We start from the raw sequence: 24,128 nt of genomic DNA on the forward strand, positions 1-24,128 counted from the left end.
TTCAATTAAAAGGTAGTGGAGGATGGTTACGTGAATAATCAGCAGTTGATGGATTTAGTGAATCAGATGACGCTGGAGGAGAAAGTGGCACAGCTGTTACAGCTGACTGCCAACTTCTATGAAGGAACAGATACGCAGGGCCAGATTACAGGGCCGATGGAAGAGATGGGCATTACAGAGCAATCCGTGAGAGCGAGCGGCTCCATTCTTGGCTTATCCGGTGCACAAGCGATTATGGATGTACAACGGGCTTATATGGAAAAAAGCCGTCTCGGCATCCCGCTATTATTCATGGCAGACGTGGTGCATGGTTATAAAACGATCTTCCCGATCCCGCTGGCCATTGGCTGTTCATGGGATCTGGAACTTGCGGAGAAGAGTGCCGAGATTGCGGCGCGTGAATCCGCAGTATCCGGTTTGCATGTCACTTTTGCACCGATGGTCGATCTGGTTCGTGATCCGCGCTGGGGGCGTGTGATGGAAACAACGGGTGAAGACCCGTACCTAAATAGTTTATTTGCTGCTGCCTTTGTACGTGGTTATCAGGGGGATAACCTGACGGATGAGCTGGATCGTCTTGCAGCCTGTGTAAAACACTTTGCCGCGTATGGTGCAGCGGAGGGTGGACGTGATTACAATACGGTAGATATGTCAGAGCGCCAGCTCCGTGAATATTATCTGCCAGCATATAAGGCGGCATTGGATGCTGGCGTAGAAATGGTCATGACTTCATTCAATACCGTTGATGGTATTCCAGCCAGCGGGAATGAGAAGTTAATGCGTAATATTTTGCGCGAAGAATGGGGCTTTGATGGCGTGCTGATCTCGGACTGGGCTTCCATTCGTGAGATGATTGCCCATGGTGCGGCCGAGGATGACCGGGAGGCGGCATACCGTGCGATTCGTGCGGGTGTAGATATGGAGATGATGACGCCATGTTACGTCAACCATTTGCCTGAACTTGTTCAAAAGGGTGAAGTGCAAGAGCACCTTGTTGATGAAGCGGTTTTGCGTATTTTGCAGCTCAAAGACAAGCTGGGTCTGTTCGATAACCCGTTCCGAGCTGCTGATCCGGAGCGTGAGCGCGAGATCGTTTTCTCCAAGGAACATCGTGAGGTATCACGAGAACTTGCTGCGAAGTCTGCGGTGCTGCTCAAAAATGACGGACAGACCCTTCCGCTACAACCTAATGCGAGAGTTGCATTAATTGGACCTTTCGCTCAAAGCGAAGACATCCTCGGCTGGTGGTCTTGTGAAGGTGTCAAATCGGATGCGGTGAAGCTGGGAACAGCGTTGCAAGAGCGTCTCCCACAAGGTAAGGTTCTCTTGGCTCAGGGCAGTGATGTGCATACTATCACGGATGAGCAGATTGCCGTAGCACTGGAAGCAGCAAGTCAGTCTGATATCATCGTGCTTGCACTGGGTGAAGATTCCGAGATGAGTGGAGAAGGCGGCTCGCGGACAGATATTCGTTTGCCGGCAGCGCAGTTACAATTGGTACAGGCGCTCAAAACGGCAGGCAAACCAATTGCCAGTGTCATTTTCAATGGACGTCCACTTGATCTGAACGGGGTTATTAGCGAATCAGATGCTGTACTCGAAGCTTGGTTCCCAGGGAGTGAAGGAGGAGCAGCGATTGCGGATATTCTCACAGGAGCAGTGAATCCGTCCGCGCGACTTACGATGTCCTTCCCGCAATCGGTTGGACAAGTCCCGGTATATTACAACCATTTCAATACAGGTCGCCCAATCAACCCGGATAATACCGAGAATCGTTATGTTTCCCAATATATTGACAGTCCGAATGAACCGTTATTCCCGTTTGGGTACGGTCTTTCCTATACGACATTTGCTTATGGAGAGGTTGAAGTGTCGGGACAGGAGATGACTGCAAATGATTCTCTGACGGTTCAGGTGCGTGTAACCAATACAGGGGATCATGCTGGTGTAGAGACTGTGCAACTATACGTTCGGGATGTAAGCGGAGAAGTGGTTCGTCCGATGCGTGAGTTGAAAGATTATGTGAAGCTATCCCTTGCACCGGGAGAAACGGGTACGGCTAAGTTTACATTAAATGAAGAACAATTGCGTTATCATCATGCTGATCTCAGCTATCGCAGTGATCGTGGAGAGTTTCGTGTGATGGTTGGACCAAATAGCAGAGATACACAGAGCCAAACATTCAGACTTGTCTGAATCGTTTTATGCTGTAACGAGACGTCTGTTACTTCTTATTTTAAGTTCAGGTCTTTCATTAGGAGAGGCCTGATCAACATAACAGAGGAGCGAAGAATATGGTCAGTATCAAGGATATCGCCAAAAAGGCGGGTGTTTCCATCTCGACCGTATCGTACGCGCTGAATGGAAGCAATAAAGTCACCGATGAGACCCGTTCTAAAATTTTGGTCATCGCCAAAGAGCTGAACTATGTTCCCAACGCGGCTGCCAGAACCTTGAAAAAGAGAGAGTCACGGATTCTAGGTGTTTTTCTCACGGATTTCAGCGGTGATGTATACGGAGACTTGTTAACGGGTATGAAGGCGATATGTAATGCCCAGGGGTATGATCTTATTGTATGTAGCGGTAAACAGTCTCATCGGATGTTGCCGGAGCGAATGATTGACGGGGCGATTATTCTCGATCATACGTTCTCAAGTGAGGAACTTATGCAGTATGCGGATCGAGGACATAAAATTGTAGTGCTTGACCGTGAGTTGAAACATCCTAATATAAATCAGGTACTGCTCGATAACAAGGCTGGGGCCACACTGGCGATGGAATATTTGATTGAACACGGGCACAAAAAGATCTACGTGGTTACAGGTCCAGAAGGGTCGTTTGACTCTCTACAACGGTTGAAGGCTGTAAGACAGGTTGCGGAGCGTCAGGCGGATGTGGAATGGATAGAAATCATGGGAGATTTCGAGAAAAGCGGTGGGGAACGAGCCGCAGATTACATTATACAGACGTATGAAGGGCCGGCAGCTGTTTTTTGTCTTAATGATGAGATGGCTATAGGTTTATGTGATCGTCTTGCAGATAGTGAACTCGAGATTGGCAAACAGATTGATGTCATTGGCTTCGATCATATTGAACTTACTAACTACGTACAGCCCAGACTGGCAAGTATCGATTATTCCAAACGAAAGTGGGGAGCACTTGCAGCTGAACAATTAATTAAAATTATAGCTGGAGAACCTGTGGATCACGAGCGCATATATGTCACCTTGGTGGAAGGGGAATCCGTAACCGGGCCTAATTCGGTAGAAGTCAGGTTGCCCATGCCCAATGCAAACGAACGTGCAGTCAGCTATTAAACAAGCTTTTCGTGTCACCGCCGAGAGTTTGTTAGGCGAATTCAATTGTTATAGCAAGAGACAAGCTTTGGAGGGAGAGAACATCCTTTTAAAACTTGTCTTTTGCTATATGCAGAAACATGAAAAAAGCCTCTCCGAAGAGAGGCTTGGCCCTACAGTTACAGGCCTTTTGTTTTGTCTTGGTTGTAGGATGAAGTGAGGATACCTGTGATGAATAGTGTTAATACAACTGCAATAATCCAGAATGTCAGCGAAAACGACATACACTTCGCACCTCCTGCACAAGCTCATTTACTTCTATTATAACCATATTCGTTAGAAAAGGAATGCCTTGTCCCATCATTTGTAAAATAAAAAGTGGGTAGGAACAGGTCTCAGATTGCCATCCGAAGGGTTATTGATGACTCGATTATTCAGAATTAGCGATGAGGAGCCACCGCCATCGAGATTATAAGCGTCCACCACGCCAAGTTTAAGAAGTCGACCTTGCATCTCTTCGAGGGTAGCACCTGAGCTTCCGCTCTCGTTATAACCATCGACAACCATGATCAGTAATTGATCATCTTTGTAGTTACCAATGACGGTTCGTGGAGCACGCTTCGGTGACACCTTCCATTTGTCCGGAATAATCGTTTTCTGTCCGTTTTTCATAAGGATCGGTACAAATGTCGCTCCAAATTGCGGGTGTAGGCGATCCAGGGAGCTTTTTTCGAAAAACTTCCCTCCTACCAGTTTACCATCATCGTTTAGCCCGACAAAGAACAGGTCTTTGAAGCTAGCCTGAAAACCGTTGATATACTTCCCATCCATGACGGTAGTGCTGAGGGGGTAACGCTTGCCGCCGCTGTCAGCAAATCCGCCAGCATTAATCCCGGCAATCGCTCCGCTCCGTTTCACGGCCTGCATTGTCGTTTCTGATCGCCCTAGCTCACTATTCAAGGCCATCTTCATCGCATTGTGATCTTTCAGCTTGATCTTCATGGCATATCCCTTGTAGCTGCCTGGGTTTACCCGATACAGTTCAATGGTGATCCGATCACTGTCTACACGATCAAAAGGAACGCCAAGTTTGGACGTAATGCGCTTATTGTAGATTGTTTCCGGGCGAGCGGCTTGAACTTTAGCCTTTTGTACAATGGTAGACATCGTACTGGTCGTTTTATTGTAAAGCAGGGTCGTTCTTTTAATAGAAGAAGAAGTTTGAACAGCAGCCTCTTTTGCTCCCGCAAGTTCCTTACTGATTGTTTGGGTCTGAGAGGTTACCTGATCTTCTGGCAAGCTTGTAGGAATGATAGCTCCTACTTCTAATTCAGGACGAAATAGCAACAAACATATGATCAATCCTATAAAAGGAGCGAGTGCAAGCATAAAAACACGATTAACCTGTTTCACGGGTGTAATCATTTGAGCAAGTCCATCTTTTTCTGGAGAGCTTCCAGTTGTTTCTTCACTTCGCTCAATTGCGTATACAATTTGTTGCTGTTGTCTGTTTTGTTGCTTGCATTGTCCTTAGTGAACGTAAGCAGTTCATTGAAGGACTGAACCTGTCCCTGCAATGCTGCAACTTCTGAAGAGATCGTTGTTAGTTGCTTTTCATAATCGCTTTTCAATGCGTCAATCTGATGCTCAGTATGGACCTGAAGCTGGTTGATCATCTGTTGCTGGAGGTGATTACTATAATAGTAGGTTCCAGTGACTCCTAGTACAATGAGAACGATCCACATGACCAGAAACCATTTAACGGATGATCTGATCTTGCCTTTGGCGCTCCGGGTGTGATGGATGTCAGAAGACGGGTCGGATGGTTCCATAACATCACTCCTGGTTCTATATATTAGATTAAAAAATTCCAATCCTCATTCTATCATGGTGCTATTGATTACGCAAAAATGAAATTCTTTAAATAATAGATCAAAAAGAGATTGCATCGGAAGGAAGTCCTAGGATACAATTTCTTATAGATGCAATAAGTAGGAACTTTGGGCAGGTTTTTCGACTTTTTTAGATAGAAATGCAGGAATTTTATACTAGGTTTTGATCATTTCATGCATGGAATGGGGCCCATCTTGCCTTTTCTACAGTAGAATACAGTCAGAAAACAGAGTTTTTGAGCGCTGAGTCCTGTATTTTCCTTTTATTCGACATAATCCGACCTTAGCTTCATCTATACTCGGACTGTCGCATAAAGGATATAGATGGAAAACAGAAGTCAATTGTCCAATACATAACAGGGGGAACCACAATGAAAAAAGTATGGCAGGTGGTCATCGTAGATATCCACCCCACCAGCATGCTGGGAACAAAATTAATCTTGGAAGAGCAACAGGATCTGACGGTACGTGGTATGACTTCGACCGGAACGGAGGGTCTTGAACTGGTGAGTGCGCACAAGCCTGATTTGATTCTCATGGATTATCGTTTGCCAGAAGGGCAGGCAGATCAGTACATCGCTCAAATCAAAGGGCTTTCGAATGAGACACATATTATTATTCTGACAGATGAAGATAACGTAAAGTTGTTTCGTTACCTAATGAGTCTCGGTGCAAGCGGCATGTTATCCAAACAGGCTTCGCCAAGCCAATTGATTCATCTGATCTCCGGACTAAGAGAAGGCTACGTTTCAATACCCATGTCTTGGTTAAACAGTGAGGATTGGGGGCAACCTGCCGATTCACAGTCTGAAGAAGGTATAATTGAACTAACCGAGACAGAAACTTTTATTATGGAAAGAATTGTTCAAGGGATAACCTATGATAAAATAGCGAGTGAGATCAATGTGAGTCGGCGCTCGATAGACAATTACTTGCGTAAAATCTATGTGAAGCTGGAAGTGAGCAGCAGAGCACAGGCCATCGAACGTTATGCCTTGCATGCAAGACAATCCAAGACGGTGTCTTAATTATTGTCTCCGCTGGTCCTAGCTGGTCATAATAAAATTGCTCCTAGAGGTCAAAGTCAGATTGCCTCGCTTCATGAGATAATTCAGGTATTCGTTCAGTTATATTTGGTGCCCATTCGGAATAGGTTGTAGGGCGGCTGCGAGAACAGTTTCGGAATAGGGATGAAGGGGGATCTATCCATGAAATATTTCTTTGCTTCCCGTACCAACAGGCTTTTGTCTTCACCACTGAGGGATATACGTGAGATGTCTGGCAAGGAGTATTTCATTTCTCTCGCTGAAGAATTGCCAGCGGAGGAACTGTTTCCTTTTAAACTTTTGGAGGAAGCGGCGTTGTCCGTATTTAGTTCAGGACCTTCTGCATTGCAGTATGGTGAGCCAGGTGGATATGCTCCATTAAGAGAATGGTTGAATAATGATTGGAATAAGCGCAAGGGTATCCGGACTGTCTCCAATCAGATTTTGCTGACTACAGGCACCCAACAGGCAATCGATCTCGTGATGCGTCTGTTACTGGAGCCGGGAGACTCTGTACTTGTTGAACATCCGACTTCTCCCGGTTGTCTTGAAGTACTCGAAATGCAAGGAGCCACAATTGTACCTGTTATGGGAGATCAGGATGGCATTTTACCAGATTTATTGGAACAGCACATGCAGCAGGTGAGACCGAAGCTGCTTTTTGCTGCACCCAGCTTTTCCAATCCCACGGGGATTTTGTGGAGCCTGGAACGACGAGAAGCTGTTCTTGATCTGTGTGCGCGTTACGGTGTGTTGCTTGTTGAGGATGATTCCTATGGTGAGTTGCATTTTGACGGCTTGGAGCCAGCTACCTTCTATCGCAAGTATCCTTCACTCTTCGCATTGGACACTGCAGATCAAGGTGGACATGTCCTCTACATCGGGTCCTTCAGCAAAACAGTTGCACCTGCACTCCGCACAGGGTGGGCTGCGGGACATCCATCACTGATTCAGGCAATGGCCTCCGTCAAACGAATTGCTGATGGACAATCCAGTCCAATGAATCAGCGACTACTGTACCAATTGCTCGCCCAGTCACCTTTTCGATGGAGCGATCACTTATCCATGCTGAACAGGGAATATAAAACAAGACTTAAATTAATGCTTGAGTTGTTGAAGAGACCCGGCTGGAAGGGATGTAGCTATAACATTCCTCAGGGTGGAATGTATCTATGGGTGCGATTGCCGGAAGGACTGAACAGTGAAGCACTGCTTAAGGCAGCTTTATTGAAGGGTGTCTCTTTTCTGCCTGGAACGTTATGCTCCACAGGAACACTTGATCAACAATATATTCGGTTAAACTTCAGCCGTCCCGGCCGGGATGAGTTGTTGCTTGGCATGAATTTGATTAACGAAGCTATCTCAGAATTTACCGCTCGTAGCTAAAGGTAGAGCGATTTCATCCAAAGAATTTCAGATTAGTTTACAAATCATCTAGATTACCTTATTGCATCCACTAACATTTTTATATATAATATGAATTAATGAGTGATCGGCTTCTTTAACAACCGTTGCGAGTTAGGGGGACACACTCATACATTTTAATCATTGGGGGAAATTTTAACATGTCTAACGTTCTTTTTATTAAAGCTAATGACCGTCCTGCGGATCAAGCAGTTAGTGTTCAATTGTACGATGCATTCTTGAGCGCATACAAAGAGTCCCATCCAGGTGATACCATCACTGAGCTGGACCTCTACAATACAGATCTTCCTTACTACGGCAACACTGTAATCACTGGTGGTTACAAAGCAGCTAACGGTATCGAAGCAACTCCAGAAGAGCAAAAAGCAGCAACACTGGCTGCGCAATTGCAAGATCAATTCCTTGCAGCTGATAAAGTGGTATTTGCATTCCCACTGTGGAACTTCACTGTTCCAGCACCACTGGTTAACTACATCTCTTACCTGAGCCAAGCAGGCAAAATGTTCAAATACACTGCTGAAGGCCCAGTAGGTCTTGTAGGCGACAAAAAAGTAGCATTGCTTAACGCACGTGGTAGCGTATATTCCGTAGAGCCTATGGCATCTGCTGAAATGTCCGTTCGTTATGTAACGAACGTACTTGGCTTCTGGGGCATCCAAAACCCTGAGGTTGTTGTTGTAGAAGGTCACAATGCTTCTCCTGATCGTTCCCAAGAGATCGTGGAAGCTGGCTTGAAATTGGCTAAAGAAGTTGCAGCAAGCTTCTAATCCAATTCCATATGGAAAACGCCCGTCGTCTCCGGAAGGAGATAACGGGCGTTTTTTTGTATGTTTTTGGCGAGCGTGAGCTTCCTAGCTGTATATTCACATGGGAGGCGGGTAACTCGAAAACTACAAAAGAGTCTTTTATCGTTCATCGTATTGTTCAGTTTTTGGTTGAGTTCAGGAGATAACGTTCGGTGACTTCGGCAACCTGAACAAGATCTTCCTGTGCCCAATCTTCGGATGCAGTGGAGTCGACATTAAATGTGTTCAATTGATCATAATCAGTCCAGCTGTCTGTTTCCCCGGCCGTCAGTCCCTGGTCTTGCATCATAAGTGCATGTTCCGTTAATGCCTCCACACCTTTAACGGTGAGCATATATTTTCCACGGGAAATACGTTCAAACCAGCTGTAATAGTTTTTCTGCAAAATGGCTGCCGCTGAGCCTACACCTGTCTGACGGGCAAGTGCCGAAGGTGAAGATTCACCACTGGACCTTAACGCGGCGGCGACACGTATAGCCTTTTCCCGATAAGCCGTCATCAGCTGGCGGCCTGTACTGCCCCCTGTATTATAGTCTCCGCTTCGTTCATCAAATTCCTTCAGCAGGCGCTGGCGACGTATCCCGCTCTTGCGAGCTACCGGGAGGGATCGCACAGTACCTGATATCACCGTGGGTTCGCATAATACATCAATTAGAGGTGCTTTGGTTTTGTAAAAAGTGACGGTTAACAGCCCCAGGCCGAGCTGCCTGCACAGTGCTGTTAGCTCACTCCAGCGCTGATTGACCGCTCCGCGTTTACTTCGGTTACGCTCCACAGCCAGATATACGAGTGGGCTGATTTTCAGGCGTTGCAAACCTTGCAATAGCAAAGACAGGTTAAACGTTTTTTTCATCTCGACAATAAGGGGGTCCGTCTGATCTGCCTTCATGCCAACCAGGTCACAGTGCTTAACTTCTGCTTTGATATCAAAGCCGCGCTGTTCAAAAAAAGTTTTGACAGGGGAATACAGCTCCGTTTCATATTGTATAGCCATGCTCTTTACTCCTCTCCCGAAGTGCTCTGCCTGCCTTCGCCGCATTGTCCGGTTTCCATCATTAGAACCTTCATTATAGCATATTCATGCTTTTTTTTCTGAGGCCACAAGATGTCTGATAGAACAGCACATACGTAAAATTCAGGGTCAAGGTTTGAAAAAAAGAGGTCAACTTATCCAAGTTGCCGCATAGGTATGTAATACACTTTTCACATCCATACAAGACCATTGTAACAAAGGAAGCGGGACTAAGCCGGACCGCAGAAGGGTATTCAAGCAGGAGCTGCAATTCTATTGATTTCTTCATACCATTCGGAATGGTTGACAATCACACTAAAGGAGCCATGGGAGGTACCAAGCATGAATATTTTTGAACGCGTTGCGGAATATCGGGCAGAGAGTGACCGTTTGTCTTGGAACGGAACATTTGAAGATTATATTGCACTGCTGAGAGAGGACCCGACTCCGGCAATGACGGCTCACGCACGAGTGTATCAGATGATTGAATCGTTTGGGGTAGAAGAGGCCTCGGGACACAAGCGTTACAAATTTTTCGAGCAGGAAATCTTCGGGCTGGATCGTTCGATTGAAAAACTGGTGGAAGAGTATTTTCATTCGGCTGCGCGCCGCTTGGATGTACGCAAACGGATCTTGCTTCTGATGGGACCGGTCAGTGGGGGTAAATCCACGTTGGTGACCCTGCTAAAAAGGGGATTGGAGCAATTTTCACGTACGGAAAAAGGGGCCGTTTACGCCATTGAGGGATGCCCGATGCATGAGGAACCGCTACATCTCATTCCGCTGGAGCTTCGGCCCGATGTAGAGAAAGAGATCGGTGTGCGCATTGAGGGCAATCTGTGCCCTTCCTGCCAGATGAGACTTCGCACCGAATTTGGTGGGGACATCAGCAAGGTTCCGGTGGAACGGGTCATCATCTCTGAAGATAACCGGGTGGGAATTGGTACATTCAGTCCATCAGACCCGAAATCTCAGGATATTGCTGACCTTACAGGCAGCATCGACTTCTCCACGATTACCGAATTTGGATCGGAATCTGATCCGCGGGCGTATCGTTTTGACGGGGAACTGAATAAGGCTAACCGGGGTTTGATGGAGTTTCAGGAGATGCTGAAATGTGACGAGAAGTTTCTGTGGAACCTGTTATCCCTGACGCAGGAAGGCAATTTTAAAGCAGGCCGGTTTGCCCTAATCAGTGCAGATGAGATGATTGTGGCACATACGAATGAATCCGAGTATAAGTCTTTTATTTCAAACAAGAAAAACGAGGCTTTGCAGTCACGGATGATTGTGATGCCGATCCCGTATAACCTGAAGGTGTCGGAAGAAGAGAAAATTTACGCCAAGCTGATTCAGCAAAGTGATATGAAACATGTGCACATTGCACCGCATGCGCTGCGTACAGCGGCGATCTTTTCCATACTTACACGATTGAAGGAAACGAAGAAACAAGGCATGGATCTGGTGAAAAAAATGCGGATGTACGATGGCGAAGAGGTTGAAGGGTATAAAGAAGCCGATCTGCGAGAAATGCAAAATGAATATTTGGACGAGGGCATGTCCGGTATCGATCCGCGGTACGTTATTAACCGGATATCCAGTGCTTTGATTAAGCAAAACCTTCAGTGCATTAACGCGCTGGATATCCTGCGTGCCATTAAGGATGGACTGGATCAACATGCTTCGATCACAAAGGAAGAACGTGAGCGGTATTTGAACTTTATTGCTCTGGCACGTAAAGAGTATGATGAACTTGCGAAGAAAGAAGTGCAGAAAGCATTTGTGTATTCGTTCGAAGAGTCAGCCAAAACGTTGTTTGAAAATTATCTGGATAACATTGAAGCGTTCTGCAACTGGTCTAAAATACGTGATCCGCTGACAGATGAGGAGATGGACCCGGATGAGCGGCTGATGCGTTCCATTGAGGAGCAGATTGGGATCTCCGAGAATGCGAAGAAAGCGTTCAGGGAAGAGATTCTGATCCGGATCTCGGCATACTCCCGTAAGGAACGCAAATTTGAATACAGTAGTCATGATCGTCTGCGGGAAGCCATTGAGAAAAAGCTGTTCGCTGATCTCAAGGATATCGTCAAGATTACGACTTCTACGAAAACACCGGATGCCACACAATTGAAGCGCATGAATGAGGTCATCAAACGTCTCATCGAAGAGCACGGATACACAGCTGCAAGTGCAAATGAATTGCTAAGATACGTAGGAAGTTTGCTTAACCGTTAACCTGTAGCACCATTCCGAATTAGGTCCTGAAGATTTGTTGTGAGGCTCCTTCGCAACAGATTCAGGGCCTTTTTATATTGAATTAAATCATTATTCATCAATAATTTACAATTTAATATAATCAATCCCACATTAAATAGTTCTTAGGGTGTATGTGTGTTTAGGTAGTTTAGTCTATAATCAATTAAAATTGTTTTAATTTTTGATTGAAAAGTGGATAAGGAGTTGATCCGATCGGATATGAGTAGCATTTCGGCAGAAAGGCAAAAACAACTGGATTATGTGGGGTTAACTGCACAAGATTTAAGACTACTTGCTGATCATCGGCCTGTCTTCGAAAAAGTTGTTGAAGATGTGGTGGATCACTTTTACAAACATGTGGGGAAGTACCCAGAATTAACGGAGCTGATCGCCCGATTTTCCAATATTGAACGATTGAAGGAAACACAACGGATGTATTGGTTATCCATGACAGACGGCATTGTGGACGATGCTTATATTGAACAGCGGATCACCATTGGATTAGTTCATTCGCGTATCGGACTGACAACGAACTATTATCTCGGTGCTTACATGGCCTATCTGGATATCGCTACCACCATATTTAAACAGCTTATCCCCGATTCGTGGCACTACGTCATACATGCACTAAGCAAAATGTTCAATCTGGATTCACAGCTTGTTCTGGAAGCTTATGAAAAAAAAGAAAAAGAGCAGCTTCACCAGCTCGCTTCGGATCAGGATGGTACACTGCAAGCGATCACACAAATTACGCAGGAACTTACTGGTATGATTACGGAATTAAATGAAAATGCGTTATCCATCTCCGCTGTAGCGAAGGAAACGGTTGTTTCCCAGGATCAGGCGCATGTGCTCCTTGAAGAGTTAACCGGAGGAATGCAACAGATCGAAAAAATGGGTGAGCTGATTCGTGAAATTTCCGATCAAAGTCACCTTGTCGGCTTGAACGCTGCAATTGAAGCGGCACATGCCGGAGAGTTCGGACGCGGATTCGAAGTGGTTGCAAGCGAAGTACGCAAGCTGGCGGCAAGCTCCAGAGACGCGCAAAGCAAAATTCAATCCAATCTGGATCAGATCATGGAAATATTAAAAAGAGTGCAGCAGGAGTCTGAGCGTACTTCGAACGGGGCGCGCAGTCAGGCTTCACGTTCATCCGAGCTTGCCGTTTTTGCGACAGCAATGGAGAAGCTTGCAACGGATTTGAGGAAACTGTAGCAGTAATGTGGACCCCGAAGCACCAGGAACCTTCCATACCGTTTCCGGTTGTAATAAGCTATAATGGGTAGACAAACCTGCTGTTGTTATAGATAATATAGCCGGAGACAGGCGATTTAAAAAGAGGTCGAGGTGATTAGATGGCTTCTATCCATGATGTGGCCAAAGAAGCGGGAGTATCTGTTGCAACCGTTTCCAAAGTATTGAACGACTATCCGGACGTTAGTGAAAAAACACGTAAAAAAGTGAATATAGCTATCGAACTATTAAAATATCAACCCAATGTAGTCGCTCGTGGACTGGTTAAACGCCGTTCATGGACAGTGGGGGTACTGCTTACCGTTCCGTTTACGAATCCGTTTGTATCCGAGTTACTTGAAGGGATCAAAACGGCCTTGGAAAATAGCGGTTATGATCTTGTTCGATTATCAACTCGATTTGATGACCCTACATATTCTTTCATCAAGCACTGCCGTAGCCGAAATGTGGATGGCGTTGTTGTTTTCGGGGAAGGACGGGAAAACAAAAGCATTCAGGAACTGGTCACGGCAGAGATTCCAACCATGTTCATAGATACCGATCTGTTTGGCAAACGTGCAGGTTACATTACGACAGATAATGTTAATGGTGTTGCTATGGCAGTGAAGCATCTGTATGAACTTGGGCATCGCAAGATTGCCTACATCTCAGGTACACTGGGACCTGCTGTTGCTAACCTTCGTTTAGACGGGTACAAGGAAGGGCTTCGTTTATGCGGTATTCCTTATGCGACGATCTATCTGGAAGTCTGTGACTATTCATTTGATGGCGGTGCCAAGGCAGCTCGGCGTTTGCTGGCTCTTAGGGAGCAACCTACAGGCATCATCTGTGCCTCGGATATGTCTGCTTTTGGCGCGATTCATGAGATTGAAAAACATGGTTTCAGTGTGCCAGAGGATATCTCAGTGGTTGGATTCGACAATACGTATTATGCCGAGGTGTTTAAGCCAGGATTAACAACGGTGAATCAGAATATCTACACCATTGGTATTCGAGCCATTGAATATCTGATTGCGATGATTGAGAATCCCTCGTATACACCCCCTGTCGTGACGGAACCATCGAATTTAATTGTTCGCCAGACGACAGCGCCTGTAAATGAAACGTATCCGGAACTACCTGCACAGCCATAGGCTGTGCTTTTTTTTGTTACCGAATGATACGTTAATATTGAAGTGTGAATGGCATGGGCGGCGATCATAAGTATAAAAAGAGGGGGATGGACACTAAATTTCCATATTTACAGTAAAAGGTATGATGACATAAATTTGATAATGTAACCGCTTACTTAGGGAGTTAAGCAGGTTCCCAAGGGCGTAATCCGGCTCACTTGAGGAGGTTAAGAACCGTGCATTGAAGTTCCTGACTCCATCCGTGCGACGTAATATGTTGCCAGTTAACAGACCAGCAGAGGAAATCCATGCATGCAGAAGTGTGTTGTGAAATGCCCGATGTTTGACCGCGTTACAGGATGGATGACGAAATTCACAAGGAGGAATTGACGTGCGGGGAAAATGGTTGAGGTTATGCTTGGCAGCAACTCTGATCTTTAGTTTGTTGCCAGGGATCGGAGCAGGAGAACAGAAGGCAAGCGCAGCAAATGCAGGTGACATTTTGTTGTCTCATTCGTTCGAGGATGGCACGACCCAAGGCTGGACAGCCCGGGGTGGAGTAACGGTTGGCGTGACTGGAGATCAAGCTTACCAAGGTACACGTTCTCTGAAAACAACAGGTCGCACAGAGGCCTGGAATGGACCTTCATTGTCATTGTCGGATGTGGTAGACAAGAATGCTGTCGTTGAAATATCTGGTTACGTGAAACTGGTTGCAGGTTCAGCACCGGCTAATCTGAAATTTACCGTGGAACGCCGCGATGGCAACGGGGATGCGCAATATGATCAGGTTAACGCAGCCGAGCAAGTAACCGATCAGAAATGGGTGAAGCTGCAAGGACAATATAGTTATGAACAAGGCAGTGGCCTGCAACTGTATCTGGAGAGCACGGATGCAACCGCTGCTTATTTGTTAGACGAGTTCCAAATCCGGCTTGTTAAACCTGCTCCAGAGAATCCAGGTGAGCCGGGAGAACCGGGCAAAGCTTTGTTTAACGCTGATTTTGAAGATGGGAATATCGGAAAATGGAAACCTCGCGGTACTGAAAAGCTGGAGGTAGTCAGCGGCATCGGACACAATAGTAACCGCAGTTTGAAAACCTCCTCCCGAACGGAAACTTATCATGGACCGTTGGTAGAGGTGTTGCCTTACTTGCAAAAGGGAAGTACAGTTCATGTCTCCTTCTGGGCGATGTATGATGAAGGGCCTGCAACCCAGGTAATCAACGGCTCATTGGAGAAGGAATTTAATGGTGATGCAGCTAAGCTGGAATATGCAACCTTTGCTTCCACTACACTGAATAAAGGCCAATGGAAGAAGATCGAAGCAGATGTCATCGTTCCGGCAGAAAGCACGGGTGTAAGCGGATTGCGGATGTATGCCGAGACACCGTGGAAGCAGTCTTCTGAAGTGACGGAGACAGACACGATTCCGTTCTACATTGATGATGTTCAGATTACAGCGACGGAAGCGATCGCAATTGAGAAGGATATCCCGGATTTGGCCAAAACGCTGGGGACATCTTATGCTCTTGGCGCAGCGATTGACCAAACGGCTCTAGATCCACAAGATCCGCACTCGGATCTGCTTAAAAAACATTTTAAAAGTATTACTGCGGGCAACTTCATGAAAATGGATGCCATGCAGCCGACGGAGGGCAATTTTGTCTGGTCTGAGGCAGATCGGCTGGTTAACTTTGCTGCAGCGAACAATATGGAGGTCAGAGGCCATACGCTACTATGGCACAGTCAAGTACCGGACTGGTTCTTTACCGATCCTAATGATCCATCGAAACCAGCTACGCGTGAGCAACTTCTGAAGCGTATGAAAACACATATCCAAACGATTGTGAGCCGTTACAAAGGTAAAGTGCATACGTGGGATGTTGTTAATGAAGTCATCTCGGACGGCGGCGGTCTGCGTGATCAGGCGAGCAATTCGAAATGGCGGGATATCATTGGCGATGTAGACGGTGACGGAGATGACAGTGACTACATTGAACTGGCTTTCCGTTATGCACGCGAGGCTGATCCTGACGCGGTACTGGTGATCAATGATTACGGTATCGAAGGCAGTGTTAGCAAAATGAACGACATGGTCAAACTGGTAGAGAAACTGCTGGCTAAAGGTACACCGATTGATGCTATCGGCTTTCAAATGCATGTGTCGATGTACGGACCGGATGTAAAACAAATTCGTGAAGCGTTCAACCGGGCGGTTGCTTTGGGGGTTCACATTCAAGTAACGGAACTGGATATGTCGATCTATTCGGGGAACTCGGAGCAGGAGAAACCTGTGACCGATGAGATGATGCTGGAGCAGGCTTATCGTTACCGTGCGCTCTTTGATCTGTTCAAGGAGTTTGATGATCGTGGTGTTATGGACAGCGTGACGTTATGGGGACTTGCTGATGACGGCACATGGCTGGATGATTTCCCTGTCAAAGGCAGAAAGGATGCGCCGCTGCTGTTTGACCGTAAATTGAAAGCTAAACCTGCTTATTGGGCATTGGTTGACCCGGCATCCTTACCTGTATATCGAAATGAATGGACAGCCGCACAAGCCAAAGTATCCTTGCCAGACCGTAAAGGGCAGGAGGATATTCTCTGGGGAGCTGTTCAGGCCAAGCCGGTTTCACATGTAATTGAAGGCACAGCAGGAACTACAGGTCAAGTGAAGACATTATGGGATGGGAAAAAACTGAACCTGCGTATTGAAGTCAAAGACGCCACACGTCAGAAAGGCGACCAGGTAGAGGTGTTTGTAAGCCCGGATGATATGGCAACCAGCAAGAAAAACACGACACCGAAAGATGGACAATACGTCTTTCATCGGGATGGCGGCAAAGGCAAAGATCAGAAGCTGTACCAAGTGAAGGAGGATAAATCGGGATATATTGTCTATGCATCATTGCCGTTCTCCGCAGCTGATCTGGCGGAAGGCAAGGTGTTATCTCTGGATTTCCGCATTACGGATAAACAGCCTAACAATAAAACTTCCATTATTGTCTGGAACGATACCAATAATCAGCAACCGCAGAAAAAGGAAAGTCGGGGCAAGCTTAAGTTAGGCCCTGCATTAAAACAAGTCAAAGTTTCACATGGAACTCCTGTTGTTGATGGTAAGGAAGATAAGTTGTGGAAAAAAGCAGTGACCATCACAACGGATGTTAAGGTTGCCGGAAATGCCGGTGCTAAGGCCAAGGCGAAGTTGCTGTGGGATGAAAAGTATCTTTACGTACTTGCTGAAGTCAAAGATCCTTTGCTCAGTAAAAAAAGTGCTAACGCACATGAACAAGATTCCATCGAGCTATTCATTGATCTGAATAAAAATCAAACGAACAGTTATGAGGACGATGATGCCCAGTATCGAGTTAATTTCGATAATGAAACTTCGTTTGGTGGTAATGCCCGTAAAGAGCTGTTCAAATCAAGTACACGTCTGACGAAGGATGGATATGTGGTAGAGGCAGCTATTCCGCTGGAGAATGTTAACGCCAAGCAAAGCAAATGGATCGGGTTCGATCTGCAGGTGAATGATGACGGTGCTGGAGATGGAAAACGTAGCAGTGTCTTCATGTGGAGTGATCCTTCAGGCAACTCGTACCGCGATACTTCCGGATTCGGTAGTCTGTTATTGGTAAAGAAGTAGAATTACTGACCATGCTTTGGATGAGGATGTTTAATGAAGTGTAACAAATGAGTGACTAGGGTGAAATGGGCTGTGCTTCTGGAAATAAGTGTTGATTTTCAGGGCTGGGACGTTTAGACTATAAACATTCATCATTAGCGGGTTTCATTGTATGCCAATCGGTTTATGACTAAGTCGCTAGTCGCAAAGTCAAATGCTACGGAGGGAGTGCCTGTCGCCCAGGCAGCGCACTCGCTTCTTTTTTTACATTTAACATACATATGAGCATTACCCGGCTGAAAGGACAGAGTGAGTGGAGCACATACATGGCACGTACAATCTACAACTTGTTATTTTATCCTATTTCATTGCGTCGTTAGCCTCTTATGCAGCACTTGATCTTGCAGGCCGTGTATCTTTGACGAGTGGAAAGGCGCGTCACTGGTGGGTTGCTTGCGGGGCAATCTCTATGGGACTGGGTATCTGGTCGATGCACTTTGTTGGCATGATCGCTTTTGTGCTCCCTATGCACGTTTCCTATTCCATGGACAAGGTGATCTTGTCCGTTTTGTTAGCTATTATCGCGTCGGGGGTAGCATTGGAATTTGCAGGTCGCCCGTCCAACCGGATTAGCAAACTTGTGTTTGCCGGATTGTTGCTGACTGCAGGCATCACCTCTATGCATTATGTAGGCATGGCAGCGATGTCTATTCCGATTACGTACAAGCCGGGCCTTGTGGTGTTATCCGTTCTGATCGCGGCACTGGCTTCCTATGCAGCGCTGTGGCTGATGTTTTTTTTCAATCGTCCGGAATCTAAACATCATTGGGTCTATAAAATAGGCAGTGGACTCATTATGGGTTTGGCCATTACAGGCATGCACTACACCGGAATGGCAGCAGCTCAATTTCATCAAGTGCAAGTCATCCCTGAGAGTCTAAGCAGACAGGTGGAGTCGGAGGTTCTTGCTTACCTTATTGCGGCGGGAACGATTGTGGCCATTGGTCTCACGTTATTCGGTAATTTTATCAATCAACGGATGATTCAGAAAGATCAACGTATTCATGAAAATGAACAGTGGTATCATGCACTGTACCATAATCATTCGGATGCCATCGTTTCCGTAGATCGCGAAGGTATCATTAAAGGCATTAACGCTGTAGTCACTACAATTACTGGATATCCTGAAAAGAGGGTGATTGACCGCCCGATTAACCAGATTATTGAGCAGATCAGTGTACAGTGTTCGAGTAAGGATAACGCTCACACGTGGGACAACCAGGAATTGCAACAGCGGCATTACATGGCCAAAATGAGAAATACACAAAATGAACTCCTTGATCTGAGTATTGCGGTCATTCCAGTCATCATTGATGACACCCATGTTGGGAGCCATATCTTGATTAAAGATATTACAGAAGAGACCCAGGCACAGCAAAATATTCGGCATCAGGCTCTGCATGATCCACTTACAGGGTTGCCTAACCGACGCAAGTTGGATGAAGTGCTGGCTACTACGATAAATGTCTGTGAACAACAAAAACAGCATAAGTTTGCTGTAATGGTCATGGACATAGACCGGTTTAAGATGATTAATGACTCTCTGGGGCATTCCATCGGGGATGTGTTTCTGAAAGAAGTGAGCAACCGGATTATAACCGTAATTGAAGCTTCTCATCCTCAGGCAACCTCTAATGTTACGCTAGCCCGAATGGGCGGGGATGAGTTTACCATGGTAGTCACAGGAGAACAAGCGGATGAAAAACAGGTGGTTCGACTTGCAGAAGAAATTGTGGAAGCGATTAAGCAACCTTATCGTTTGAAGGAAAATGATTTTTACGTTACAGCCAGTATCGGTATTGCCATGTACCCTGAACATGGGGTTGGAACGGATGCTTTGATTAAACATGCCGACTCCGCAATGTATGAGGTGAAGAAAAATGGCAAGAACGGTTACCAGTTCTATACGGCTCAGCTCGACTCTGAACTTTATGAACGGATTGAGCTCGAAGGTTATCTAAGGAAAGCACTGGAGCGTAATGAGATGGTGCTGTACTATCAGCCGCAGATTCGTACGCTGGACAGCCGAATGATCGGGGTAGAGGCTCTGATTCGCTGGCAACACCCGCTTAAAGGGCTGCTTGCACCCGATGTATTTATCCCCCTGGCCGAGGAGACCGGCATGATCTACGATATTGGTAACTGGACGATTCGTGAAGCCTGTAGACAGATGAAGCTGTGGCACGCTAGCGGCGGGCCACTCATCCCGGTGTCTGTGAACTTGTCCAGCCAGCAGTTTCACCAGTCCAACCTGGTGGAGCAGGTGCAGAATGCTTTAACTGAGACAGGTCTGGAAGCCAAATATCTGGAACTGGAAATCACAGAGAGCATGATGATGGATGCAGCGGTATCCACGGCAATTCTAAACGAGCTATCCGCTCTGGGTGTGAAGATCAGTCTGGACGACTTTGGCACGGGATACAGCTCACTGAGTTATCTGAAGCATTTTCCGATCCACAAACTCAAGATCGACCGCTCGTTTGTCACGGATATCACCGAAAGCCATAGCGATCAGGCTATCGTAGCCACAATTATCTCGATGGCCCAGAATCTTAAGATGGAAGTGATTGCAGAAGGGATTGAGACCAAAGGCCAACTCGATATTTTGATGCAAAATGATTGTCGGGAAATTCAGGGTTACTATTTCAGCAGGCCTTTACCAGCCAATGAAGTGGAAAATAATTTCTTTGTACCCCTGCGTTTGCTGGGGGAACGTAACACGGTGTTTCATTCCGTATAACAGGCTAAGCGGCAAGTTCTCGATCTGTATCGGGAACTTGCCGCTTTTCTGTTCTAAGATACAAATTGAGAAATGATTAAATACAGGAATATCACAGTGGGTGACTAAGTTCTTACTTGGTTATATGCTATAATCAGATTAAACATTTCATCAGAAGATGTTGTGATTTCATCAAAGGAGGTTGCAAGGGATGAACTTTAGTCTGAAAGCTCCTGATGGCACCGTCATTGAATCCTATGAGAAAGATCATAAGGAATAGGAATTTATTCGTATTGCAGGCTTGGAATATGAAGTGTATAACCCGGTGGATGAGTTGGATTCCGATCCGGAAATAAGACAAATGATTGAAGCATCCGAGAAAGACATCGAGCAAGGCAAGCTGTATTCAACAGATGACCTGATTGAACTGGTGAAGCGTGGTGAGCTGTAATTGATGGTTCAATGGACCGCAACGGCGATGAATCGACTTCGTCAGATCAAGAGTGAACATTTTACAGATCAAGAAACGTTTTGTAGAGTGAAAAAAGTAGCCACCATTGCCCATTGTTCCTGCTCATCTCGTGTTGGATGACCCCAGCGGAGGTCGATATCTTCAGAAATTTTGAGTACTAGATAGTATAGGTTCAGACTCTTTTTGGACGGCTACACAACGGAAAAATCAGCTCGGCAAATTTGATGGTATCTTAACTACTCAGGTCAAACTTGCGTATGATACGTTGAGGCTAGTTCGAAGCCCGGCCTTCTTTGAATAAAGCGCTTGAATTAAAATGAATATATGGATAAGTATTACAACGTAAAATTTATTTTTCTAGTATAATAAAGTCTTACGCATGTAAGAAAGAGGTGAATTATCTGGACTCAAAAAAAAGTTTAAATATGTACCAAGAGCTACATAAGAAATTCAAAACTAACTTTACTATATCTTTGGCTAGCGAATCAGTTCTTCTAACTAGAGTGGAGTTAAAGTCTAGGTCATTTGCTATACTAGGTCAAATTATCAGTGAAGATAAATCTCTGAATCCTCATCAAAAAGAAATAATCACAATATTTGACGAACTTTTTTCTGACATATCAATAGGTATTTATTTTGCAGCATGTTCATTGGAGAACCCAGCAAAGATTCAGTTGAGGAGGGTTTTAGAACTAGGAATAGCTTCAGTGTTCCTTTGGGATATGCCTCATATTTTTTGGGGGTGGAAAGACCACGATAACGATTTAAACTTCAATGATATGCTAGAGCATTTTTCTAAAGATGGATACAAGTCCTATATTAAGTCGATCAACAAGGAATATAACAATGCTGAAATTTTAAACTTTAAAGATGCCCGAAGACTTTACAGGATCTTAAGTAATACTGTACATGGTAAAATAACAACTTTTGAGTCAAATTTACCAAAACGTTATTCCCATCAAGTAGAGGACTGGAAATCCATCTTACAGATGGCTGAGGAAGTCGAGGATATAGTTTTAGGTTTATGGAAAAAAAGATTTAATAAATATTTCCCTGAGCTTTACATTCAAGTTCCGTCTCTTACTATATTAAATGGAAGGTGAAAGCATGATTAGTACGTTACAAGAAGATGACTTGCTACAAGCGGCAAGGATGGAAGACTTGGTCTATGATCAAATTAGTGATTTAACAGTTCTCGGAGGTTTTGAAAGAAAAATTGTTGACACTTTAAAACAAAGTGGTGCGCATTTGTTAATGGGTGCACGTGGTGTTGGCAAATCAATGTTATTAAAACAAGCAGAGATAGAGCTTGATAAGGATTTCACAGCTAGTAGGAAATTAGCTGTGTACGTTACATTCAAAACCAGTACTATTCTAGAAGGGGTTAAAGCTGAAGAGAGAGATGCTTTTCAAGTCTGGGTTGGGGCTAAGATTCTGCAAGCTCTACACGACAAACTAACTCAACTAAATTTAATTGGTCATGAAGGAAGTACCGACCCTTATTTTAGAATTTTTGGTATTAAGTCAGCACATGGTACAAAAACAATGTTACAAGATAAAATTCATCAATTGCAAAAATTGGCGATTGCTTCTGATAAAGAAAAAATTATAAATGATATTGGCAGTAATTTTTTAGATAAAGTTAACGATGTAAGCTTTATAAATGAAATAATCAGAGATGTACTTAGTGAATTTAAAATTCAAAAACTAATTTTCTTATTTGACGAAGCCGCACATACGTTTATTCCTGCTCAACAAGAAATATTTTTTGAAATTTTCAAATTATTACATGGTGGACCTATTGCAGTAAAAGCTGCGGTGTATCCAAGTGTCACTTCTTATGGAAGGAATTTTGAAGTAGGGCATGATGCATATATTTTACAAATGGACAGATACGAAACTGGTGAGTTAGGACGTAAAGCAAATAGAAAGCTATTTAGAGATTTATTGGATAAGCGATTACCCCAACAGAGTTCGCTGAGAAAAAAAATCTTCCAAAAGGGAGAAATCTTAGATAATTGTATTGATCTGTCTACAGGAAATCCTAGAGCGTTTTTGCATCTATTAGTCAGAAGCCTGGATAAAGGCTTTTCAGAAAGAGCATTGTCATTATCAACGCAAGAGTATATTGATCAGGAACTGCTACCTTATCATAATAATCTTACAAAAAGGTTACCTAAATATTCCAATCACATTAAAGTTGGTTTGGATTTATTAAAATCTTATGTTATACCTGAAATTAAAGAGAAAAATTTACGTGAACGAAAAAATACATATCAGTCAGCATTTTTCACGTTTCCCAGAGATGTTTCTCCTAACTTAAAATTGGCATTAGATATTCTTTGCTATTCAGGGGTTCTAACCAGTAGAGGTACTGTAAAAATAGCCGATAGAAAAACTGGGCTTAGGTATATGGTCCATTTAGCTTTACTTACTACAGAAAAAGTCTTCTCTTCAAATAATATTAGTGAATCGTTGGGGAACATTAGTCTAACTGATTATAGAGAATTCAGTTTAAATGATTCTAATATTGAAGGCTATCTCCAGGAGATCAAGGATTTGTCTGATAAATGTGCTGATTGTAATAGAGACTTGTCCCCGAATGCAAAGTTTTGCTCTGAGTGTGGAAAAAAAGTCGAAAACACTTCTATTATAAGTAGTTTATTGGATGAATCAGTATATAAACTACCAATAGAAGCTCATTTAAAAAATAAAATTTCTTCTACGTATCCTCGGGTAGGAGATATTATCCAGACTTCTCGTGAAGAACTTATGACTATAAAATATATTAAAGAAGTTCGCTCGAGAATTATTAAGAACGCTGCGGATGAATTTGTATCAGGATGACAACGTAAATTTAGAGAGTGTTGTGAAACTGGAATGTCAGTTTTACAACACTCTTTAGATTGTTAAAGAGCTTGGAATTAATCGATGGAAATATGAACTTTTAGATTAAACTCTCGCATAATAACTCGTTGATAAAAAAACAAGAAAGACATTGAGCAAGGCAAGCTGTATTCAACAAATGAATTGATCGAATTGGTGAAGCGTGGTGAACTATAATTGATGGTTCAATGGACCGCAACGGCGATGAATCGCAAATATAGATTCTAGTTTTCGAAACAATCATGTTAAAACGGCCAA

16 protein-coding genes are annotated in these 24,128 nt (G+C 44.5%); 13 read left to right on the forward strand and 3 right to left on the reverse strand.

Going from position 1 to position 24,128, the window contains the following annotated elements; genetic code table 11:
• Nucleotides 1-30: 30 nt before the first annotated feature.
• Nucleotides 31-2,196, forward strand: coding sequence for a beta-glucosidase BglX (bglX, locus tag H7T88_RS00200; protein WP_423246112.1), 2,166 nt, complete (start codon nt 31-33; stop codon nt 2,194-2,196).
• Between the two features lie 98 nt (nt 2,197-2,294).
• Nucleotides 2,295-3,317, forward strand: coding sequence for a LacI family DNA-binding transcriptional regulator (locus tag H7T88_RS00205; protein ID WP_221786421.1), 1,023 nt, complete (start codon nt 2,295-2,297; stop codon nt 3,315-3,317).
• 339 nt (nt 3,318-3,656) lie between these two features.
• Here H7T88_RS00205 and H7T88_RS00210 read toward each other — a convergent pair whose 3' ends face one another.
• Complete coding sequence (locus H7T88_RS00210) at nt 3,657-4,721, reverse strand: phosphodiester glycosidase family protein (protein ID WP_221786422.1); 1,065 nt, start codon at nt 4,719-4,721, stop codon at nt 3,657-3,659.
• Nucleotides 4,718-5,128 (reverse strand): hypothetical protein, encoded by a 411-nt coding sequence (locus H7T88_RS00215; RefSeq protein WP_221786423.1) that lies wholly within the window; start codon nt 5,126-5,128, stop codon nt 4,718-4,720. Before H7T88_RS00215 ends, H7T88_RS00210 begins: the two co-directional genes overlap by 4 nt.
• Before the next feature lie 431 nt (nt 5,129-5,559).
• On the opposite strand from H7T88_RS00215, the gene H7T88_RS00220 reads away from it, so the two are divergent.
• The 3 genes from H7T88_RS00220 (at nt 5,560) to H7T88_RS00230 (ending at nt 8,426) form a co-directional block, all read left to right on the forward strand.
• Nucleotides 5,560-6,216 (forward strand): response regulator transcription factor, encoded by a 657-nt coding sequence (locus H7T88_RS00220; protein WP_221786424.1) that lies wholly within the window; start codon nt 5,560-5,562, stop codon nt 6,214-6,216.
• A gap of 180 nt (nt 6,217-6,396) precedes the next feature.
• Complete coding sequence (locus tag H7T88_RS00225; protein WP_090919952.1) at nt 6,397-7,620, forward strand: aminotransferase-like domain-containing protein; 1,224 nt, start codon at nt 6,397-6,399, stop codon at nt 7,618-7,620.
• A 179-nt stretch (nt 7,621-7,799) separates the two neighbouring features.
• Complete coding sequence (locus H7T88_RS00230) at nt 7,800-8,426, forward strand: FMN-dependent NADH-azoreductase (RefSeq protein WP_090919955.1); 627 nt, start codon at nt 7,800-7,802, stop codon at nt 8,424-8,426.
• 157 nt (nt 8,427-8,583) lie between these two features.
• Here H7T88_RS00230 and H7T88_RS00235 read toward each other — a convergent pair whose 3' ends face one another.
• Entirely contained in the window at nt 8,584-9,459 is an 876-nt protein-coding gene (locus H7T88_RS00235; protein ID WP_221786425.1) for a DUF2161 domain-containing phosphodiesterase, read from the reverse strand.
• 360 nt (nt 9,460-9,819) lie between these two features.
• On the opposite strand from H7T88_RS00235, the gene prkA reads away from it, so the two are divergent.
• The 8 genes from prkA (at nt 9,820) to H7T88_RS00275 (ending at nt 23,831) form a co-directional block, all read left to right on the forward strand.
• Nucleotides 9,820-11,715, forward strand: coding sequence for an ATP-dependent protease PrkA (gene prkA / locus H7T88_RS00240; protein ID WP_154886827.1), 1,896 nt, complete (start codon nt 9,820-9,822; stop codon nt 11,713-11,715).
• 240 nt (nt 11,716-11,955) lie between these two features.
• The gene (locus H7T88_RS00245; protein ID WP_221786426.1) at nt 11,956-12,951 is read left to right on the forward strand and encodes a globin-coupled sensor protein; all 996 of its coding nucleotides are present in this window, start codon (nt 11,956-11,958) and stop codon (nt 12,949-12,951) included.
• A gap of 140 nt (nt 12,952-13,091) precedes the next feature.
• Nucleotides 13,092-14,123, forward strand: a complete 1,032-nt coding sequence (locus H7T88_RS00250; RefSeq protein ID WP_154886823.1) for a LacI family DNA-binding transcriptional regulator — start codon at nt 13,092-13,094, stop codon at nt 14,121-14,123.
• Nucleotides 14,124-14,493: 370 nt separating this feature from the next.
• A complete protein-coding gene (locus H7T88_RS00255; protein ID WP_221786427.1) occupies nt 14,494-17,754 on the forward strand; it encodes an endo-1,4-beta-xylanase in 3,261 nt (1,086 codons plus the stop codon).
• Nucleotides 17,755-18,046: 292 nt separating this feature from the next.
• Nucleotides 18,047-20,533: an EAL domain-containing protein gene (locus H7T88_RS00260; protein ID WP_154886820.1), complete on the forward strand. Its 2,487-nt coding sequence runs from the start codon at nt 18,047-18,049 to the stop codon at nt 20,531-20,533.
• A gap of 280 nt (nt 20,534-20,813) precedes the next feature.
• Complete coding sequence (locus H7T88_RS28570) at nt 20,814-20,963, forward strand: hypothetical protein (RefSeq protein ID WP_260510634.1); 150 nt, start codon at nt 20,814-20,816, stop codon at nt 20,961-20,963.
• A 446-nt stretch (nt 20,964-21,409) separates the two neighbouring features.
• Nucleotides 21,410-22,087, forward strand: coding sequence for a hypothetical protein (locus H7T88_RS00270; RefSeq protein WP_221786428.1), 678 nt, complete (start codon nt 21,410-21,412; stop codon nt 22,085-22,087).
• Between the two features lie 4 nt (nt 22,088-22,091).
• Nucleotides 22,092-23,831, forward strand: a complete 1,740-nt coding sequence (locus H7T88_RS00275; protein WP_221786429.1) for a zinc ribbon domain-containing protein — start codon at nt 22,092-22,094, stop codon at nt 23,829-23,831.
• Nucleotides 23,832-24,128: the final 297 nt, after the last annotated feature.

It is taken from the genome of Paenibacillus cucumis (ex Kampfer et al. 2016), assembly GCF_019748695.1.
In the GTDB taxonomy this organism is placed as follows: domain Bacteria; phylum Bacillota; class Bacilli; order Paenibacillales; family Paenibacillaceae; genus Paenibacillus; species Paenibacillus polysaccharolyticus.

Bases quoted from the DNA above. Each gene is read 5' to 3' on its own strand.
- H7T88_RS00205 (WP_221786421.1), top strand. From the start codon at position 2,295: ATGGTCAGTATCAAGGATATCGCCAAAAAGGCGGGTGTTTCCATCTCG.
- H7T88_RS00210 (WP_221786422.1), bottom strand. From the start codon at position 4,721: ATGATTACACCCGTGAAACAGGTTAATCGTGTTTTTATGCTTGCACTC.
- H7T88_RS00215 (WP_221786423.1), bottom strand. From the start codon at position 5,128: ATGGAACCATCCGACCCGTCTTCTGACATCCATCACACCCGGAGCGCC.
- H7T88_RS00220 (WP_221786424.1), top strand. From the start codon at position 5,560: ATGAAAAAAGTATGGCAGGTGGTCATCGTAGATATCCACCCCACCAGC.
- H7T88_RS00225 (WP_090919952.1), top strand. From the start codon at position 6,397: ATGAAATATTTCTTTGCTTCCCGTACCAACAGGCTTTTGTCTTCACCA.
- H7T88_RS00230 (WP_090919955.1), top strand. From the start codon at position 7,800: ATGTCTAACGTTCTTTTTATTAAAGCTAATGACCGTCCTGCGGATCAA.
- H7T88_RS00235 (WP_221786425.1), bottom strand. From the start codon at position 9,459: ATGGCTATACAATATGAAACGGAGCTGTATTCCCCTGTCAAAACTTTT.
- prkA (WP_154886827.1), top strand. From the start codon at position 9,820: ATGAATATTTTTGAACGCGTTGCGGAATATCGGGCAGAGAGTGACCGT.
- H7T88_RS00245 (WP_221786426.1), top strand. From the start codon at position 11,956: ATGAGTAGCATTTCGGCAGAAAGGCAAAAACAACTGGATTATGTGGGG.
- H7T88_RS00250 (WP_154886823.1), top strand. From the start codon at position 13,092: ATGGCTTCTATCCATGATGTGGCCAAAGAAGCGGGAGTATCTGTTGCA.
- H7T88_RS00270 (WP_221786428.1), top strand. From the start codon at position 21,410: ATGTACCAAGAGCTACATAAGAAATTCAAAACTAACTTTACTATATCT.
- H7T88_RS00275 (WP_221786429.1), top strand. From the start codon at position 22,092: ATGATTAGTACGTTACAAGAAGATGACTTGCTACAAGCGGCAAGGATG.